This is a genomic window from Pseudomonas sp. FG36, from assembly GCF_057809275.1.
In genome coordinates, this window is the sequence record NZ_JBMDJQ010000006.1 from 23,938 (window position 1) to 38,470 (window position 14,533).

General features: G+C 64.0%; 14 protein-coding genes. 8 read left to right on the forward strand and 6 right to left on the reverse strand.

Features of this window, described 5'->3' with window-relative positions; translation table 11 throughout:
- Nucleotides 1-13: 13 nt before the first annotated feature.
- Nucleotides 14-1,063, reverse strand: coding sequence for an alkene reductase (locus ACODS9_RS06910; protein WP_489093573.1), 1,050 nt, complete (start codon nucleotides 1,061-1,063; stop codon nucleotides 14-16).
- 24 nt (nucleotides 1,064-1,087) lie between these two features.
- The gene (locus tag ACODS9_RS06915) at nucleotides 1,088-1,390 is read right to left on the reverse strand and encodes an ArsR/SmtB family transcription factor (RefSeq protein WP_401104636.1); all 303 of its coding nucleotides are present in this window, start codon (nucleotides 1,388-1,390) and stop codon (nucleotides 1,088-1,090) included.
- A gap of 152 nt (nucleotides 1,391-1,542) precedes the next feature.
- Between ACODS9_RS06915 and ACODS9_RS06920 the strand changes: the two genes are divergently transcribed.
- Nucleotides 1,543-2,121 (forward strand): acyl carrier protein phosphodiesterase, encoded by a 579-nt coding sequence (locus ACODS9_RS06920; RefSeq protein WP_401104633.1) that lies wholly within the window; start codon nucleotides 1,543-1,545, stop codon nucleotides 2,119-2,121.
- A 16-nt stretch (nucleotides 2,122-2,137) separates the two neighbouring features.
- On the opposite strand, the gene ACODS9_RS06925 is transcribed toward ACODS9_RS06920, so the two are convergent.
- A complete protein-coding gene (locus tag ACODS9_RS06925) occupies nucleotides 2,138-2,926 on the reverse strand; it encodes a lysophospholipid acyltransferase family protein (protein ID WP_401104630.1) in 789 nt (262 codons plus the stop codon).
- Nucleotides 2,926-3,681, reverse strand: a complete 756-nt coding sequence (olsB, locus tag ACODS9_RS06930) for an L-ornithine N(alpha)-acyltransferase (RefSeq protein WP_046856944.1) — start codon at nucleotides 3,679-3,681, stop codon at nucleotides 2,926-2,928. Before olsB ends, ACODS9_RS06925 begins: the two co-directional genes overlap by 1 nt.
- Before the next feature lie 133 nt (nucleotides 3,682-3,814).
- On the opposite strand from olsB, the gene ACODS9_RS06935 reads away from it, so the two are divergent.
- From ACODS9_RS06935 to ACODS9_RS06965, 7 genes are all read left to right on the forward strand, one after another.
- Complete coding sequence (locus ACODS9_RS06935) at nucleotides 3,815-4,702, forward strand: acyl-CoA dehydrogenase middle domain-containing protein (RefSeq protein ID WP_489093574.1); 888 nt, start codon at nucleotides 3,815-3,817, stop codon at nucleotides 4,700-4,702.
- 46 nt (nucleotides 4,703-4,748) lie between these two features.
- Nucleotides 4,749-5,825 (forward strand): serine hydrolase domain-containing protein, encoded by a 1,077-nt coding sequence (locus ACODS9_RS06940; protein WP_401104624.1) that lies wholly within the window; start codon nucleotides 4,749-4,751, stop codon nucleotides 5,823-5,825.
- Nucleotides 5,822-6,118, forward strand: a complete 297-nt coding sequence (locus ACODS9_RS06945) for an amidase (RefSeq protein WP_401104622.1) — start codon at nucleotides 5,822-5,824, stop codon at nucleotides 6,116-6,118. Before ACODS9_RS06940 ends, ACODS9_RS06945 begins: the two co-directional genes overlap by 4 nt.
- A gap of 44 nt (nucleotides 6,119-6,162) precedes the next feature.
- Nucleotides 6,163-6,744, forward strand: a complete 582-nt coding sequence (locus ACODS9_RS06950; RefSeq protein ID WP_023632820.1) for a YceI family protein — start codon at nucleotides 6,163-6,165, stop codon at nucleotides 6,742-6,744.
- Nucleotide 6,745: 1 nt separating this feature from the next.
- Nucleotides 6,746-7,903, forward strand: a complete 1,158-nt coding sequence (locus ACODS9_RS06955; protein ID WP_489093575.1) for a phospholipase D-like domain-containing protein — start codon at nucleotides 6,746-6,748, stop codon at nucleotides 7,901-7,903.
- Between the two features lie 74 nt (nucleotides 7,904-7,977).
- Entirely contained in the window at nucleotides 7,978-8,556 is a 579-nt protein-coding gene (locus ACODS9_RS06960) for a DJ-1/PfpI family protein (protein ID WP_489093576.1), read from the forward strand.
- Between the two features lie 233 nt (nucleotides 8,557-8,789).
- Nucleotides 8,790-9,380, forward strand: a complete 591-nt coding sequence (locus ACODS9_RS06965) for a GNAT family N-acetyltransferase (RefSeq protein WP_401104610.1) — start codon at nucleotides 8,790-8,792, stop codon at nucleotides 9,378-9,380.
- 90 nt (nucleotides 9,381-9,470) lie between these two features.
- Here the strand turns inward: ACODS9_RS06965 and ACODS9_RS06970 are convergent, their stop codons facing one another.
- Entirely contained in the window at nucleotides 9,471-11,912 is a 2,442-nt protein-coding gene (locus ACODS9_RS06970; protein WP_489093577.1) for an RHS repeat domain-containing protein, read from the reverse strand.
- Complete coding sequence (locus ACODS9_RS06975) at nucleotides 11,909-14,497, reverse strand: hypothetical protein (protein ID WP_489093578.1); 2,589 nt, start codon at nucleotides 14,495-14,497, stop codon at nucleotides 11,909-11,911. The genes ACODS9_RS06970 and ACODS9_RS06975 overlap by 4 nt, the downstream gene beginning before the upstream one ends.
- Nucleotides 14,498-14,533 lie beyond the last annotated feature (36 nt).

The window sequence follows — 14,533 nt, forward strand, 5'->3', positions numbered from 1 at the left end:
GCCCAGCATTCGCTTACATCCGTGGGTAGTCGATGTACCCAACTGGACCTTTGCCATAGAACGTCTCCGGATGCGGCACATTGAGCGGTGCATCGGCGGCCAGGCGCGCTGGCAGGTCGGGATTGGCGATGAACGGAATGCCGAAGGCCACCGCATCGGCCTCGCCGCTGGCCAAGCCGGCATTGGCGCTGGCCTTGTCGAAGCGCTCGTTGACGATGTACGGGCCGCCGAACGCCGCCTTGATCAACGCGCCGATGCTGTCGTCGGCTTGCTTCTCCCGCGAGCAGATGAAGGCGATGCCGCGCTTGCCCAGCTCCCGTGCCACGTAGGTGAAGGTCTCGGCACGGTCGGCGTCGCCCATGTCATGGGCATCGGCCCGTGGCGCCAGGTGCACGCCCACGCGGCCGGAGCCCCACACCTCGATGGCGGCATCGGTCACTTCCAGCAGTAACCGCGCGCGGTTCTCCAGCGAGCCGCCATAGCGGTCGGTGCGCAGGTTGGTGCTGCTCTGCAGGAACTGGTCGAGCAGGTAGCCGTTGGCGCCGTGGATCTCCACGCCATCGAAGCCGGCGGCCTTGGCGTTCTCGGCGCCGCTGCGGTAGGCCTCGACGATGTCGGCGATCTCTTCGGTTTCCAGCGCGCGTGGGGTCGGGTAGTCACTGAGCGGGCGCACCAGGCTGACATGACCCTTGGGCTGGATGGCGCTGGGGGCCACTGGCAGTTCGCCGTTGAGGTACGACGGGTGGGAGATGCGCCCGACGTGCCACAGTTGCAGGAAGATGCGCCCGCCCGCGCCGTGGATGGCCTTGGTCACGTTGTGCCAGCCGCGCACCTGCTGGTCGTTCCAGATCCCGGGGGTATCCGGATAGCCGACGCCCATTGGCGTGACCGAGGTCGCTTCGCTGAGAATCAGGCCGGCGCTGGCGCGCTGCACGTAGTACTCGGCCATCAGCGCGTTGGGCACGCGGCCTTCGTCGGCGCGGCAACGGGTCAGCGGGGCCATGATGATGCGGTTGGGCAGTTCCAGGTCGCCCAGGGTGATCGGGTCGAACAACGTAGTCATGTGTGAAGCCTCGCTTGGATCAGGTCAGAGCTCTTGGCTCATTTGCTCGAGGAACGCCTTGATGGTCGCCTCGTTGCGTTTGAAGAAATGCCATTGGCCGATCTTCTGGCTGCTGATCAGGCCGGCGCGCTGCAGGGTGGCCAGGTGAGCGGACACGGTCGACTGCGACAGGCCACAGCGTTGGTCGATCTGCCCTGCACACACACCGTGTTCGGTGCTGTGGTGCTGCTCGGGGAACTGCGCGGCCGGGTCTTTCAGCCAGTTGAGGATGTCTCGCCGGACCGGGTGGGCCAGGGCTTTTATTATTTCGTCGAAATCGATGGGCATGGTTGGGCTCGTGGCGTGTAGCGGTATATCGCGATGAAACGAAATATAAATCGCTGCATCGCGATATACAAATATGAAGTGGTCATAAGGCAAGTCTTGATAGCTATATCGTCTTGTGACGATATAGCTATCAGCGGTGCTAGACTGGCGCCATGAATTATCTCGCGCACCTTCATCTGGGCGGCTCCGCGCCGCAGCAACTGCTTGGCAGCCTGTATGGCGATTTCGTCAAGGGCGAGCTTGCGGGGCGCTTCCCGCCTGCGCTGGAGGCTTCTATTCGGCTGCACCGACACATCGATCGCTACACCGACAGCCACCCACTGGTGCTGGCGGCGCTGGCGCGTTTTCCGCGCGAGCGGCGGCGGTTCGCCGGGATCGTCGTGGATGTGTTCTTCGACCACTGCCTGGCGCGGCACTGGGCGGCGTATGCCGAGCAGCCGCTGGCGCAGTTCACCGATGATTTCTACAAGGTATTGCTCGCCGAGCCGGAGTTGCCGGGGCGGTTGGCGCGCATCGCGCCGTTGATGGCGGCGGACGACTGGCTGGGAGCGTATGGCGATTTCGCCACCCTGGAGCAGGTGTTTGCCGGGATTGCCCGGCGCCTGTCGCGGCCTGAAGGGATGGCAGGGGTGATGGTGGAACTGGAGCGGTTGTACGAGCCGTTGTTGGCGGACTTTCGCGAGTTCTATCCGCAATTGCAGGCATTTGCCCGGGCACAGCAATCGGCTTGAGTCCGCAATCGCGGACTCAAGCTGCCCGAGCCTGTCGCCTCAGCGCCACTTCGACGTTCTCGGCGCCGAACAGCGCCAGATGGACCGCCTGTTGCGCTTCGAAAGCCAGTACCGCGCGTTCCTTGCCCGCACTGCCGATTGGCGGCAACAGGTGGATCAGCACTTGTCCGCGGTCTTGCGCGAACAGCCGCATCAAGTGGGAAACCAGGTCGTCCTCGCCAATGAACGGCGCGATCGGATCGGGCTGGCCCGCGCGCAGGTACTGGATTGCCACAGGCTGTAGTGGCGTGGCCTGGTCGATCGCCCCGGCCAGCAGGCGCCCATGGAAGGTGCGCAGGCTGCGACCGTCCGTGGTGGTGCCTTCGGGGAAGATCAACAGGGGGCGTTGTTCGCCCAATTGTTCGCTGATCTGCTCGCGCAGGCGCTGTGCATCGCCGCCGCCGCGACGAATGAACAGGGTCCCGGCCTTCTCGGCCAGCCAGCCGGCCAGCGGCCAGTGGCGCACCTCGGCCTTGGACAGGAACGACAGCGGGGTGAGCATGCCCAGCAGCGGGATGTCGGTCCACGACACATGGTTGCAGACCCACAGCATTGGTTGTTGCGGCAGCTCGCCCTTGACCTGCACTTCGAAGGGCAGGGCGGCGACCAGGCGCCCCATGAACATCCGAGTCCAGCGTTGGCGCTGTTCTATCGAGGCATTCAGCCCAATACGCTCGCCCAAGGCGATGACACTGGCCATGGCCAGCCCCAGGGCCAGTATCAGGAACAGCCGCAGCAGGCGGGCAGCGGCCCGCAGGCGCGGCATCAGACCGCCGCCTTGAAGTGACGGGCGTAGCGTGGGCAGAGGTCGTCGCGCTTGAGCAGGATGAACACGTCGGCGACCTGGAAGTCCTCGTCCCAGCACGGCTCGCCGCAGATCTTCGCGCCCAGGCGCATGTAGGCCTTGAGCAGCGGTGGCATTTCGGCGATGACGTTGTTCGGCAGCGGCAGGCTGGGCAGCGGGTTCTTCGGTTCGGCACGCAGGTGCTCGGTGCACAGGTAGCGGTCGCGCAGGCGCTGCATGATCGCGTGGGCCTGCACGCCGCCGTCCTGCATGGGGATGCTGGCGCAGCCCATCAGGTAGCTGTAACGGCCCTCGTTGAGCACTTCGGCCAGTTCGCTCCAGAGCACGGCGATGGTGCCGCCGTTGCGGTAGGCCGGGTCGACGCAGGTACGGCCCAGTTCGAGGATCGGGCCCTGCAACTGCAACAGACCGTGCAGGCTGAACTCCTCTTCACTGTAGAAGCGGCCGAGGCTGCTGGCGGCCTGGTGATCGAGCAGGCGGGTGGTGGCGACCAGCTGGCCGGTGGCCAGGTCACGCACGCCGATGTGGCGGCAGTGGATGTCGTAGTCGTCCATGTCCAGGCCGTGTTCGGCGCCCTTGAGCTTGGCCTTGAATTCGGCGCTGAACACCTTGAAACGCAGGGCCTGTGCTTCCTGCAGGGCCGCGGCGCCGACCAGGCGTTCGGCTTGCAGACGGCGTTCAGTACTGGTGTCGCCAGAGCGAGCGATCCGGGTCATCGTGAGTCTCCATAAGCCAGCCAAAGGGTTGCGGCCGGTCGGCTTTGTTGTGCAAAGTCAGCCTAGGTACGCCCGGTGTCACCCCCGTGAATCTTTGGTGATGCTTGCGTGACACCCCTGAAAGGAGCTTGCGATGGCCTGGTTGCAACGACTCAACGACCCCTTGCGCCACCCGCTGGCGGCGACCCTGGGGGAAACCTATGCGGCGGTGCTCGAGCGCTTGGGCGCGGTAATGCCGTTCGAGCTGGCGGTGCTGGGCGGGCGCGCCATGGCCACTCCCGGGCTGGCGTTCCTGCTCGGCTACCAGGCGGCGCTGCGGGTGCTGTGGCCCAGCGCGCCGGCCAGCCTGGGCGCGTTGTGTGCCACCGAGCGGCGCAGCGTGCGCCCGGCGGATATGCACACCCGTCTGGACGGCCTGCGCCTGACCGGCAACAAGGACTTCGTCACCGCTGGGCTGGATGCTGAATGGCTGTTGGTGGCGGCGCGCCACGAAGGACCGGGCGAGGCGCCGCGCTTGCAACTGGCGGTGGTCTATCCGGGTGAGCCCGGTGTAAGTCTCGAGGCCTTGCCGACCCTGCCGTTGATGCCCGAAGTGGGGCATGGCCGCCTGCAGCTCAAGGACGCCGCGTGCGAGTTGCTGGCCGGTGATGGCTGGGATGCCTACGTCAAGCCGTTCCGCTCTCTCGAGGACTTGTATGTGCTCGCCGCGCTGTTGGCCTGGCTGCATGGCGTTGCCCAGGAGTGCGCCTGGCCGCAGGCCCTGCGCCTGAAGCTGATCGGCCTGCTCGCCGGGTGCGCCGAGGGCAGCCGGCAATGCCCGGACAGCTTGGCCTGCCATTTGCTGCTGGGAGGCCTGTTTGCCCAGTTCCAGGACTTGCGGGGCGAGATCGACCAGGCGTTGGCCGCAGGGCCGGAGCACTGGGCACAGTTGTGGCAACGCGACCAGGGCCTGCTGGCGCTGGCCGGCGCCGCCCGTGACAAGCGCCTGGCCAAGGCCTGGAGTGCCGCCGGACTGTCATGAAAGCCTGAGAGGCTGGATGGTCTTTGAACCTCCACGCAGGCCTCCCATGAAGTCACTGTTCCTTGCCTTTGCCCTGGCTGTAGTTCCAGCCTGGGCCGAAGACTGGCCTGCGGCGCAGTGGCCGGTCGACAACACGCTCATCGACTGGCAAGCTGTAGACACCTACGCCTTCGCACCACGCGATACCGAGCGCGGCGGCATTCGCACCGATGCGTTGTTGATCATCCGCGACGGGCGCATCCTCCATGAACGCTACGTCGAGCCAACCCGTGCCGACACTGCGCACCTGACCTGGTCGGTGAGCAAGAGCGTGCTGGCCACGGTCATGGGCGTTGCCTACGGCGAAGGGCGCTTCCAGCTCGAAGATCCGGCTTCCCGCTATTACCCGGCCTTGCAGGCGCACCCAACGTTGCGCCTGGCCGACCTGCTGCATTGGGCCAGCGGCCTGGACTGGCAGGAAGATTACGAATACGCGCCGTTGAAGTCGTCGGTGGTGGCCATGCTCTACACCCGTGGCCGCACCGACATGGCCGCCTACACGGCGGCCAGGCCCGCCGCCCGTGCGCCCGGCACGCAGTTCGTCTACTCCAGCGGCGACAGCAACCTGCTGGCCGCCAGCCTGCGCGGCATGCTCGCGCCTGAGCGCTATGCCGACTATCCCTGGCAAGCCCTGTTCACCCCGCTGGGGATCGACAGCGCTGTCTGGGAGCGTGATGGCGCGGGCACTTATGTGGGCTCCTCGTACCTCTATCTCAGTGCTCGCGATCTGGCGCGCATCGGCCTGTTGATGCAGCGTGAAGGGCGCTGGCGCGAGCAACAGTTGCTGCCGGCCGAGTGGGTGGCGTTCAACCGTACCTTGTTCAGCGCCGCGCAGCCTGTGCCGGGCGAAGCCAACCCCGGCGGGCACTGGTGGCTCAACCGGCCATTGCCCGGCCAGCCGGTGCCGTGGCCGGATGCGCCGAGCAATACGTTCGCCGCACTCGGCCACTGGGGCCAGGCGCTCTATGTGCTACCCACGCAAAAGCTGGTGATCGTGCGCTACGCCGATGACCGCGATGGCAGCTTCAGCCACAACGAACTGCTCAAACGGGTGCTGGCCGCCGTGGCCGGGGAGGGCGCATGAAGCGGGTAGTGCTCCTGCTGCTACTGGCCCTGTCTGCCTGGGCCTGGTACGAGCGCCAGGCGTTGGCGGACTTCCCGGGTATCCTTTCGGCCTACTCGGCGAAAGAGTACTGCTCGTGCCGGTTCGTGATGGGTTTCCCTGAGGCCTATTGCCGGGGCTATGTGCGCCAGTACCTGCCCTTGGGCCTGCTGGAAGAGGACAGCCCCCGGCGCCTGGTCACTGCCGAGGGTCTTGGTCGGAGCAACCAGGCGGCCTGGCAGGGCAACCGCGAAGGCTGCCGCTTGCTGCCGTGAAACCGTGCGGGTAAGGTTGACGGCCTTGATTCACAGGATTTCACATGTTCAAGCCGTCCCGTCTGCTGCCCGCCCTCCTGCTCGCCCTGTGCCTGCCCGCCCATGCCAACTGGCACCTGGATGGCGAATCCTCGCGCCTGTCCTTCGTCACCGGCAAGAATGGCAATATCGCCGAGGTCAACCGTTTCCTGGTGCTGCATGGCAAGGTCGATCGCAAGGGCGCGGCCGAGGTCAGCATCGAGATGGACTCGATCAGCAGCGGCATCCCGCTGCGTGACGAGCGCATGCGCGACGGCCTGTTCGCCTTCGAGCAGTTCCCCGAGGCCACGGTGCAGGCACAGATCGACCTGCGCCCGATCAACGACCTGGCCAACGGCGCGCAGCTGGAGCTGCGCTTGCCGGTGAGCGTGACCCTGCACGGCCAGACCCGCAGCTACAACACCCTGCTGCTCGCCACGCGCCTTGACGAGCGGCGTTTTCAGGTGGTGACCCTGGAGCCACTGATCCTGCGCGCCTCGGAGTTCGGCCTGCTGCCGGGCCTGGAGAACCTGCGCAAGCTGGCCGGGCTCAAGTCGATCAACCCCTCGGTGCCGGTGAGCGCGGTGCTGATCTTCACCGCCCGCTGACATGCCGGGGCCGGTCTTCCCCTGGCGGGATGGCAACCAGTTCGAACTGCTGATCGACGGCCCCGAGTTCTTCCCGCGCATGCTCCTGGCGATCGTGCGTGCCGAGTATCAGGTCGACCTGGAGCTTTACCTGGTCGAGGCCGGGGCGTGCGCCGAGGCGGTGGTCGAGGCCCTGGAGCAGGCCGCGCAGCGTGGCGTGCGGGTGCGTTGCCTGTTCGACGACTATGGCTCGCTGGCCTTCACCTCCGCCTTGCGTGAGCGCCTGCTGGCGGCGGGTGTCCAGCTGCGCTGGTACAACCGCCTGCGCTGGCGCCGGGGCCTGCGCAACCTCTATCGCGATCATCGCAAGCTGTTGCTGGTGGACGAGCGCTGGGCGGTGGTCGGCGGTACCGGGGTTACCGACGAGTTCTGGACACCTGAAGCCGACACCAGCGAGTGGCACGAAGTGATGGTGCGCATGGAGGGGCCGGTCGTCACCGACTGGCAACTCTTGTTCGACCGCCAGTGGCACGCCAACCAGCGCCGCACCGCCTGGCGCCCGCCCGAGGGCTTCGGCCTGCCGCGCCTGCCCCAGGTGCCGGCGCAGGGGCAGGGCATGGGCCGGGTAGCCTATGCCGACGCCCGCCAGTACAAGGACATCCTGCATGCGCTGGTGCGCGCCCTGAACAGCGGCCAGCGGCGCATCTGGCTGGCCACGCCGTACTTCCTGCCGACCTTCAGCGTGCGGCGCTCGCTGCGGCGGGCCGCGCAGAAGGGCATCGACGTGCGCCTGCTGCTCACCGGCCCGCGCACCGACCACCCGGCGGTGCGCTATGCCGGGCACCGCTATTACCCAAGGCTGCTGCGTGCCGGGGTGCGGATCTTCGAGTACCAGCCGTGCTTCCTGCACCTGAAGATGGTGCTGGTGGACGACTGGGTCAGCGTTGGCTCGTGCAACTTCGATCACTGGAACCTGCGCTTCAACCTCGAGGCCAACGTAGAAGCCATCGATCCGCCGCTCAGTGCTGCTGTCGCCGCCAGCTTCGAGCGCGATTTCGCCCAGAGCCTGGAGGTCGATCTGGCGCGCTGGCATGCCCGTCCACTGTGGCGTCGGGTGCAACAGCGCCTGTGGGGCTGGCTGGACCGGCTGGTGGCCAATCTGCTGGATCGCCGCGACTAGTGACGTATATCGCCGTCACGCAAAGCAGACTATCGTGCTGGAACTGTTCCGAGACAACCGATGGAGTGGATGCGATGACGGCGAAGAAGATTCTCATGCTGGTGGGCGACTATGTGGAGGACTACGAAGTGATGGTGCCGTTCCAGGCCCTGGCCATGGTCGGCCATACCGTCCATGCCGTGTGCCCGGAGAAGATCGCCGGGCAGACGGTGCGCACGGCGATCCACGATTTCGAGGGCGAGCAGACCTACAGCGAGAAGCCCGGACACAACTTCGCCCTGAACTACGACTTCGTCCAGGTGCGCGCCGAGAGCTACGACGCCTTGCTGATCCCGGGCGGGCGGGCGCCGGAATACCTGCGCCTGAACGACAAGGTGCTGGAACTGGTCAGGGCGTTCGATCATGCGGGCAAGCCTATTGCCGCGGTGTGTCATGGCGCGCAGTTGCTGGCTGCGGCCGGGGTACTGGAAGGGCGCGAGTGCAGTGCCTACCCGGCGTGCGCGCCTGAAGTGCGTCTGGCGGGTGGGCAGTTCATCGATATCGCGGTGGACCAGGCGCATGTGGACGGCAACCTGGTGACGGCGCCGGCCTGGCCCGCGCATCCGGGGTGGCTGGCAGCATTTCTGAAAGTGCTGGGAACCCGTATTTCCTGATCGACTCGGTTTAGCTTTATAGGAGCGGCCTTGTGTCGCGAAAGGGCTGCGCAGCAGTCCCAGGGGACGCCAAGGCCGCTTTGCGGCTTTTTGCGACACAAGACCGCTCATGCATGGGCCGAGCATTTGTAGCGGTCACGGAGAAGTACCTGTCGCGCAGGGGAAAGGCCGTGGGGCAGGGCGGATGCTAGGGTGGATCCCAGTCATAGTCATCGACAGGACGCCCGACCCGCATGGAAATACGCCTGCTGCATGGCGCGGCCATCGCGCCTTACATCGATGAGCTCGCGCGCTTGCGCCTAACGGTGTTTCGCGAGTTCCCCTACCTTTACGACGGTTCACTGGCGCATGAAGTGAACCACCTGGCCAGCTACGCCGACTCGGGGCGTAGCCTGGTGGTGCTGGCACTGGACGGCGGCCAGTTGGTCGGAGCCGCTACCGGCCTGCCACTGGTGGACGAAATGCCCGAGTTCCAGCAGCCGTTCCTGAGCCAGGGACGCGATCCGGCATCGGTCTATTATTTCGGTGGATCGGTCCTGTTACCGGCCTATCGCGGCCAGGGCCTGGGCGTGCGCTTTTTCATCGAGCGTGAGTCTTATGCCCACAAGCTGGTCGAGTTCGAGGCGTGCGCCTTTTGTACCGTGGAGCGCCCGGCCGGGCACCCGCAGCGGCCGGTGGATTACAAGCCGCTGCAAGGGTTCTGGCGCAATCGCGGCTTCCTGCAGGAGCCGTCGCTACGCACGGTCCACCACTGGCGTGACCTCGACGAGCAGGAACAGTCGACCAAGGTCCTGTCGTTCTGGCTCAAGGGGCTACCTGTGTGAACGACGACGGCTCCGCGCGGGGCCGTCGCTGTTCCAGGTTTCACTTGGCTTGATTAGCTGGCGCCGCTCGAACGCAACGGGTTCAGCGCTTCAGCTGGGATGATAGAACCGTCCCGTCGCATGCTCATATTTGGGGTGATCGGAAAAGGCGCTTCGTTCTCCCATGAGACGACGCATGAACGGGATTTTGTGCGTGGGGGCGGTGGTCCAGACATTCGAATGGGCGAAGGTTTGCGAAGGTTTCAGGTCATAGACAGCAATCACCTTGTCGTAGCCATAAACCGGGCGCCGCAGGATATCGGCGAGCCTCTGTGCTGCCCCGCTTGAACCGCCCTCACAGGCGACCAGGAACAACGGTTCCGCCGGATCGACTCCTTGGAGCCTCGGTGCGATTTCCTTGACTGCCAATTTTACCGGATCGACCATTTTGCCTTGGGCATTCATGAGTTGCCCATTGCTTGCGCCATGGGTCTCGAGTGCCCTGTAGCGGCCCAGGAAGCGCTCGTGCCAGACCACATCATGGGTGGGGCGACCGTTCACCCATTGTTCATACAATGCTTCGCTTTTGCCCGCCGATCGCACAGGTGCACTTTGCGGCGATGAACGGGTGGCGTTACGTCTGCCTCTGTCGGCTATCTTTTGCCCCCGACCCGGTAAACGCATGCCGCTCAGTCGTGAGGCTCCAGTGCTGAGCATCGCGCCGGTCACCATGCTCGCGGCGCCGGTGCCTATGGAGATCCAGCCTAGAATGCTGGCGGCATTTTCATCCTTGCCACTGATTTGCATGGCCATGGCCGCCACCCCGGTCGCCAGGGAAACCGTGTTCAATGCGGCCGCGGCGACTGCCATCGCTCCGCTGGCACTGAGCCCTCCAGCGGCCAGAAGGGCGGGCAGTGCGGTACCCATGCTGGCGACGGTAGCGATCACGCCGATGGCAATACTGGAGCCGGCCAGGACCCAGCTCTGCCAGCTGTGACCATCAGGGTCGGAGCGGTTGATCGGGTCACCTGCGCAATACGCGTACGGGTTGATGCCGCCGCGGCCAAAGGGGCTTTCGCTGTCAGGGGCCAGGAAGCACATCAGCAATGGATCGTAGGGGCGATAACCCGCTGGGATGATCCAGCCGGTAAGCGGTTCGTGGCGCTCGGCGCAATAGCCAAAAGGAGTCTGTCCGGCGTGTCGGGGTTCGGCTCCATAGCAGGTGTAGCGGCGGCTTTGCACCTCGCTTCCGGCCTCCAGGCGGACACTCCCCTGACCATCACAACCGAGCAGAATGCTTTGGCGTATCCCATTTGTTACCCGGTTCACGGCGAACAGGGTCGTGCCATCACCGACAAGTTCCAGGCGCTCACCCTGCTGTTGTTCATGGGTCAGTTGTGAACTGCTGTGGAAACTGCGAGTGAGATTGTCGTCGATTACCCGGTCGCACAGTTGGCCACTAGGGTTGTAACGATATTGGCAGGTGCTTCCCAAGTAGCTGACGCTGGCCAGGCGGTCCTGGTTGTTCCAGGTCATCTGGCGACCGAGGCTGTCCCTGACCACACGGCCGCAGGCGTCGTAGGTCAGTTTGATCTCAGCTGGCCAACTGGGATGAGTGTGGCTGATCGAGATGATTTGTGTCGGGTCGCTTTCGGCGTAGCGGAAGGTGGCGATGTCAGTGCTGCCGTCGGCGAAAGTGCTGAGTACTTCGCGTAGTCCATCCACGGCGTTGAAGGTGAAGCGCTGCTCGGCGACTGCATTGCCGAACGGATCCTGCGCGGCCGCGTCAGTATTGGCAATGTAATGCACCAGGCGGCCGCGCAGATCGTAGGTGAAGTGTTCCTGTGCCTGCTGGCCGGCTTCTTCCCAGGTGCGGGAAACCAGTTGATCCAGATTGGAGTAAGCCAGTGTCTGGACAAATGTGTGGTTCTGTCCTGCTTCGCTGACGCTGAAAGTACACCGGGTCTCCCGACCGAGACTGTCGTACTCCAGGAATTTGCTCAGGGTCTTGCCGCTGACCAGATCCTGGGTGGTGATGTTCGAGGGGCGTGAAAAAGCATCGTAGGAGAATGTGCTGTACACCTCGCCGGCCTGGATACGACAGAGCCGACCGAACTCATCATGCGTGCGCTGATGTTTGACACCGGCAACATCGGTGAATCCAAGTGGTTCTCCGAGCAGCGAATGACGCCAGTGGGTGCTGTGACTCTGACCGTCCACTAGCCAGCTCTCACGTATCATCTGGCCGGATGGGGCGAAATGCCATTGTTGTTCGTCGCGTGTGCCAATGGCCTGAAATGGCCGGCAGAGTTGTTTGTGATAGTTCAGGCGTTCGCTGGCTTTGCCATCGACCTGGATGGCCAGCACAGCATTGCCCAACTGAGGCTCGTAGGTGTACGCCACGCGTTTGCCGTCGGGCAAGGTATTGGCGGTTGGTGGCAATTGGCCCGGCTGGTAGTGATAGCGGGTGGTGCGGCCGGCCACGCTGACCGACCGCTGACGCCCCAGGCCGTCGTAGTTCTGGCGCCCTATTTCGAACGATTCGGCGGTCATGGCTGGTGCTCCTTTGCAGGGGTGACGGTGATGGACTCGATATGCTCGGCATCGCTGTGGGCGGCGAATGTCCAGGACAGACGGGTGCCATCGGCCTGGGTGTTCTGGGTCACGCGTCCGTAGTGGTCATACTCGGTAAAAGTGATGATGGAGGGGGTTCCAGCGGCCTCGATGCGTTCCTCTATGACCCTGCCCAGGCCATCACGCACCTGCTTGTGGCTGCGGACCAGTTTGCCGTCTGCCGTCAAGTGTTGCTGCTCGATTGGGGCACCCGCGGTATCGCGTATTACCACGAGCTTTGGCCCGATCAATTTACCCGCCGATTGCCATTGCTCACTGCGTAGGGAGATTGGGTCGCTATGTTGATGGTTGCTGATGCCCTCAGGGCTGATGCTGAGCACGGGTTGGCCCCAGTTGTCGTAAGCCGTCGTGCTGGTCAGGGTGACCAAAGCCCTGTCGTCTTCGCCGAGCCAATCCTGCTGGGTCTGGCTGACTTGGCGGCCAAGGGCGTCGTAGGCCTTGTACAGGACTGCGCGGAAGGTGCCGGGGGCATGATCGAGGTCCTCACGCTCCTGCCGCAGGAGGCGGCCGTCACCATCGAGCCACTGTCGCTGGCGGCACCCGGTGGCGTCGGTCTGTTCGACCATGACCGGGTTGTCCTGAGGGGTGGCGCGATCCGTGCGCGCCAAGGTGTCGTTCAGATGATAACGGGCGGTTTGTTCCGTTTGGTAGGGGCTGCCCACGGCGTTAACGGTGCGCGTGATGCGGCCCATGGCGTCATATTCGTGACGGGTGCAGACGCCGGCGCGGTCACGCACCCAGGTGGTCTGGCCACTTAGCAGAGACTGCGCGCGGCTATCGCTGGCACGATTTTCATCGTCGTTCTCGAAGCCGGAGATAGTAGTGGTGCTGACCAGTTCGTCGTTGCTGACTACGTATTGATAGCAGGTGGTGGTGGCTTTGCCGTTTAGCTCGGTGATGCTTCGGGCTTCGCGGCCGTAGGCGACGCCGGGTATCTTGATGTAAGACAGGCGGGTCTCCTCCAGCACACGATCACTCTGCTCGTCCAGCAAGCGTTCACTGACAACCAGAATGTGCGCAGGTGCCCCCTCGATCAGCGAGGGTAGCAATTCGTAGGTGTAGCCCGTACTCAAGGTTGGCGCGTTGCCAGGGGCGTTGGCTGGTTTGGTGATCTTTTTCTTTAGGGACCGCACCATGCCCAGGGGATCCTGCGGGCAACCTTCTGCACCTTCGGCTGGATAGTAGATGTTGAATTCTTCGATGCCGCTCGGGTGGCGGGTGTAGGTGATGTTGCCGAAATCGTCGTAACGATAGGTCGTTGTTTCTGTGCGCGTGGCGCCGAGCCGGGCATGGTCGACCCAGGTGGTGGAGACCTCGTGAGGTAGCTGGCAGCAAGGTGGTTGCTGTTCCCAGGTCAGCTTCGGGTCGACCCCGTAGTGGGTGTCCTTGCGGATTTCGTGGTTGCCCAGACGCGTCATTTCACTGATCAGCAGGTGATAGCGGTCCCATATCCTTTCGGTGCTGCCAAGTTCCCGCCCATTGGCGTCAGTAAGCGTTTCGATGCATTGGTACTTGTACTCGCTCTCGACCTGGTAAAGATTGTCCCGCCCTGTCTGCCAGATAAATGCCTGTTGGCTACCGAAACCAAGGTAGTTAGTCGTGCCGACCCATTGGTAATGGTGCACCCGTTCAGTACTGGATGTTCCGGCGCCATGGATCCATGACTCGACCCGCGGCAGATGGGAGAACGGAGCGCCAGCCGGGAGCTGATGGCCGTCGGCCCCGGTCGCCCACTTGATGGTGTCATGAGCACCCAGCGGGCTGTGCACGGTGGTGGGCAGCAGCAGGCGAGCGCCATTGTCCAGGTATAGGTCGTCATACTCGATTGCGAAGGGACGCTGGATGCCAGGCACGTGGATTTCGCTGAGTCGGTCATTGCTCAGCGCAAGGCGCAACGTGAGTGCTTGCGGGGTATCCGGGTTGACGATGAGATGGACTTCGTCCTCCAGCTGATCCACATTCAGCAGCGCGCGCTGTTCATCACTGATTTGCTGAAGAATGAAATGGCCGTCATTGCCGTAGGGCGCCCAGTCGATGAACAGGCGATGGCCCTCCGGGGAGTGCATTTCCTCAACCAGATAGCGTCCACTGTCTTCCTGCTCGCGCAGGATTTCGCGTTCTCCGGACTTCTTGTCTACCCGGAAATCACCGTTGTGTTGTGGGATGACTCGCAGCGTCGGGAGTTTTTGATCGCTGAAGGTCAGCGGCGTATCGGCTGCGAACGTGGAGGCATCTTGATCTACGGCGTACTGCTCGCCAGAGGCGAGCCTCAGGGTGTTCCCGTCGAGTTCGGATAGCCCGAGGGTCCAGCCTAGTCCGTAGCCTTTGTTGACATTTGAGCCCAGCATGCTGAAGGCCAGGGTGATCGAGAGCGCCGGCCCACTCAGCTGGTTGGCGGGTGGGAGGGGCAGGGCGATCGCTAGGGTGAACTGGCCGGTGCGATTGTTCACGCCGGTTTTCATGAAGTCGAGAAAGTTGCTGGCTTGGGTATGTATCGAAGACATTGGGTGTTTCCTGTCGCAGGGAGAGGTCGGTGCCCC

What these genes read in the sequence shown, in the direction of transcription:
- ACODS9_RS06965 (WP_401104610.1), top strand. Translation starts at nt 8,790, where the DNA reads ATGGAAATACGCCTGCTGCATGGCGCGGCCATCGCGCCTTACATCGAT.
- ACODS9_RS06945 (WP_401104622.1), top strand. Translation starts at nt 5,822, where the DNA reads ATGAAGCGGGTAGTGCTCCTGCTGCTACTGGCCCTGTCTGCCTGGGCC.
- ACODS9_RS06925 (WP_401104630.1), bottom strand. Translation starts at nt 2,926, where the DNA reads ATGCCGCGCCTGCGGGCCGCTGCCCGCCTGCTGCGGCTGTTCCTGATA.
- ACODS9_RS06975 (WP_489093578.1), bottom strand. Translation starts at nt 14,497, where the DNA reads ATGTCTTCGATACATACCCAAGCCAGCAACTTTCTCGACTTCATGAAA.
- ACODS9_RS06935 (WP_489093574.1), top strand. Translation starts at nt 3,815, where the DNA reads ATGGCCTGGTTGCAACGACTCAACGACCCCTTGCGCCACCCGCTGGCG.
- ACODS9_RS06940 (WP_401104624.1), top strand. Translation starts at nt 4,749, where the DNA reads ATGAAGTCACTGTTCCTTGCCTTTGCCCTGGCTGTAGTTCCAGCCTGG.
- ACODS9_RS06920 (WP_401104633.1), top strand. Translation starts at nt 1,543, where the DNA reads ATGAATTATCTCGCGCACCTTCATCTGGGCGGCTCCGCGCCGCAGCAA.
- ACODS9_RS06960 (WP_489093576.1), top strand. Translation starts at nt 7,978, where the DNA reads ATGACGGCGAAGAAGATTCTCATGCTGGTGGGCGACTATGTGGAGGAC.
- ACODS9_RS06910 (WP_489093573.1), bottom strand. Translation starts at nt 1,063, where the DNA reads ATGACTACGTTGTTCGACCCGATCACCCTGGGCGACCTGGAACTGCCC.
- ACODS9_RS06950 (WP_023632820.1), top strand. Translation starts at nt 6,163, where the DNA reads ATGTTCAAGCCGTCCCGTCTGCTGCCCGCCCTCCTGCTCGCCCTGTGC.
- ACODS9_RS06970 (WP_489093577.1), bottom strand. Translation starts at nt 11,912, where the DNA reads ATGACCGCCGAATCGTTCGAAATAGGGCGCCAGAACTACGACGGCCTG.
- olsB (WP_046856944.1), bottom strand. Translation starts at nt 3,681, where the DNA reads ATGACCCGGATCGCTCGCTCTGGCGACACCAGTACTGAACGCCGTCTG.
- ACODS9_RS06915 (WP_401104636.1), bottom strand. Translation starts at nt 1,390, where the DNA reads ATGCCCATCGATTTCGACGAAATAATAAAAGCCCTGGCCCACCCGGTC.
- ACODS9_RS06955 (WP_489093575.1), top strand. Translation starts at nt 6,746, where the DNA reads ATGCCGGGGCCGGTCTTCCCCTGGCGGGATGGCAACCAGTTCGAACTG.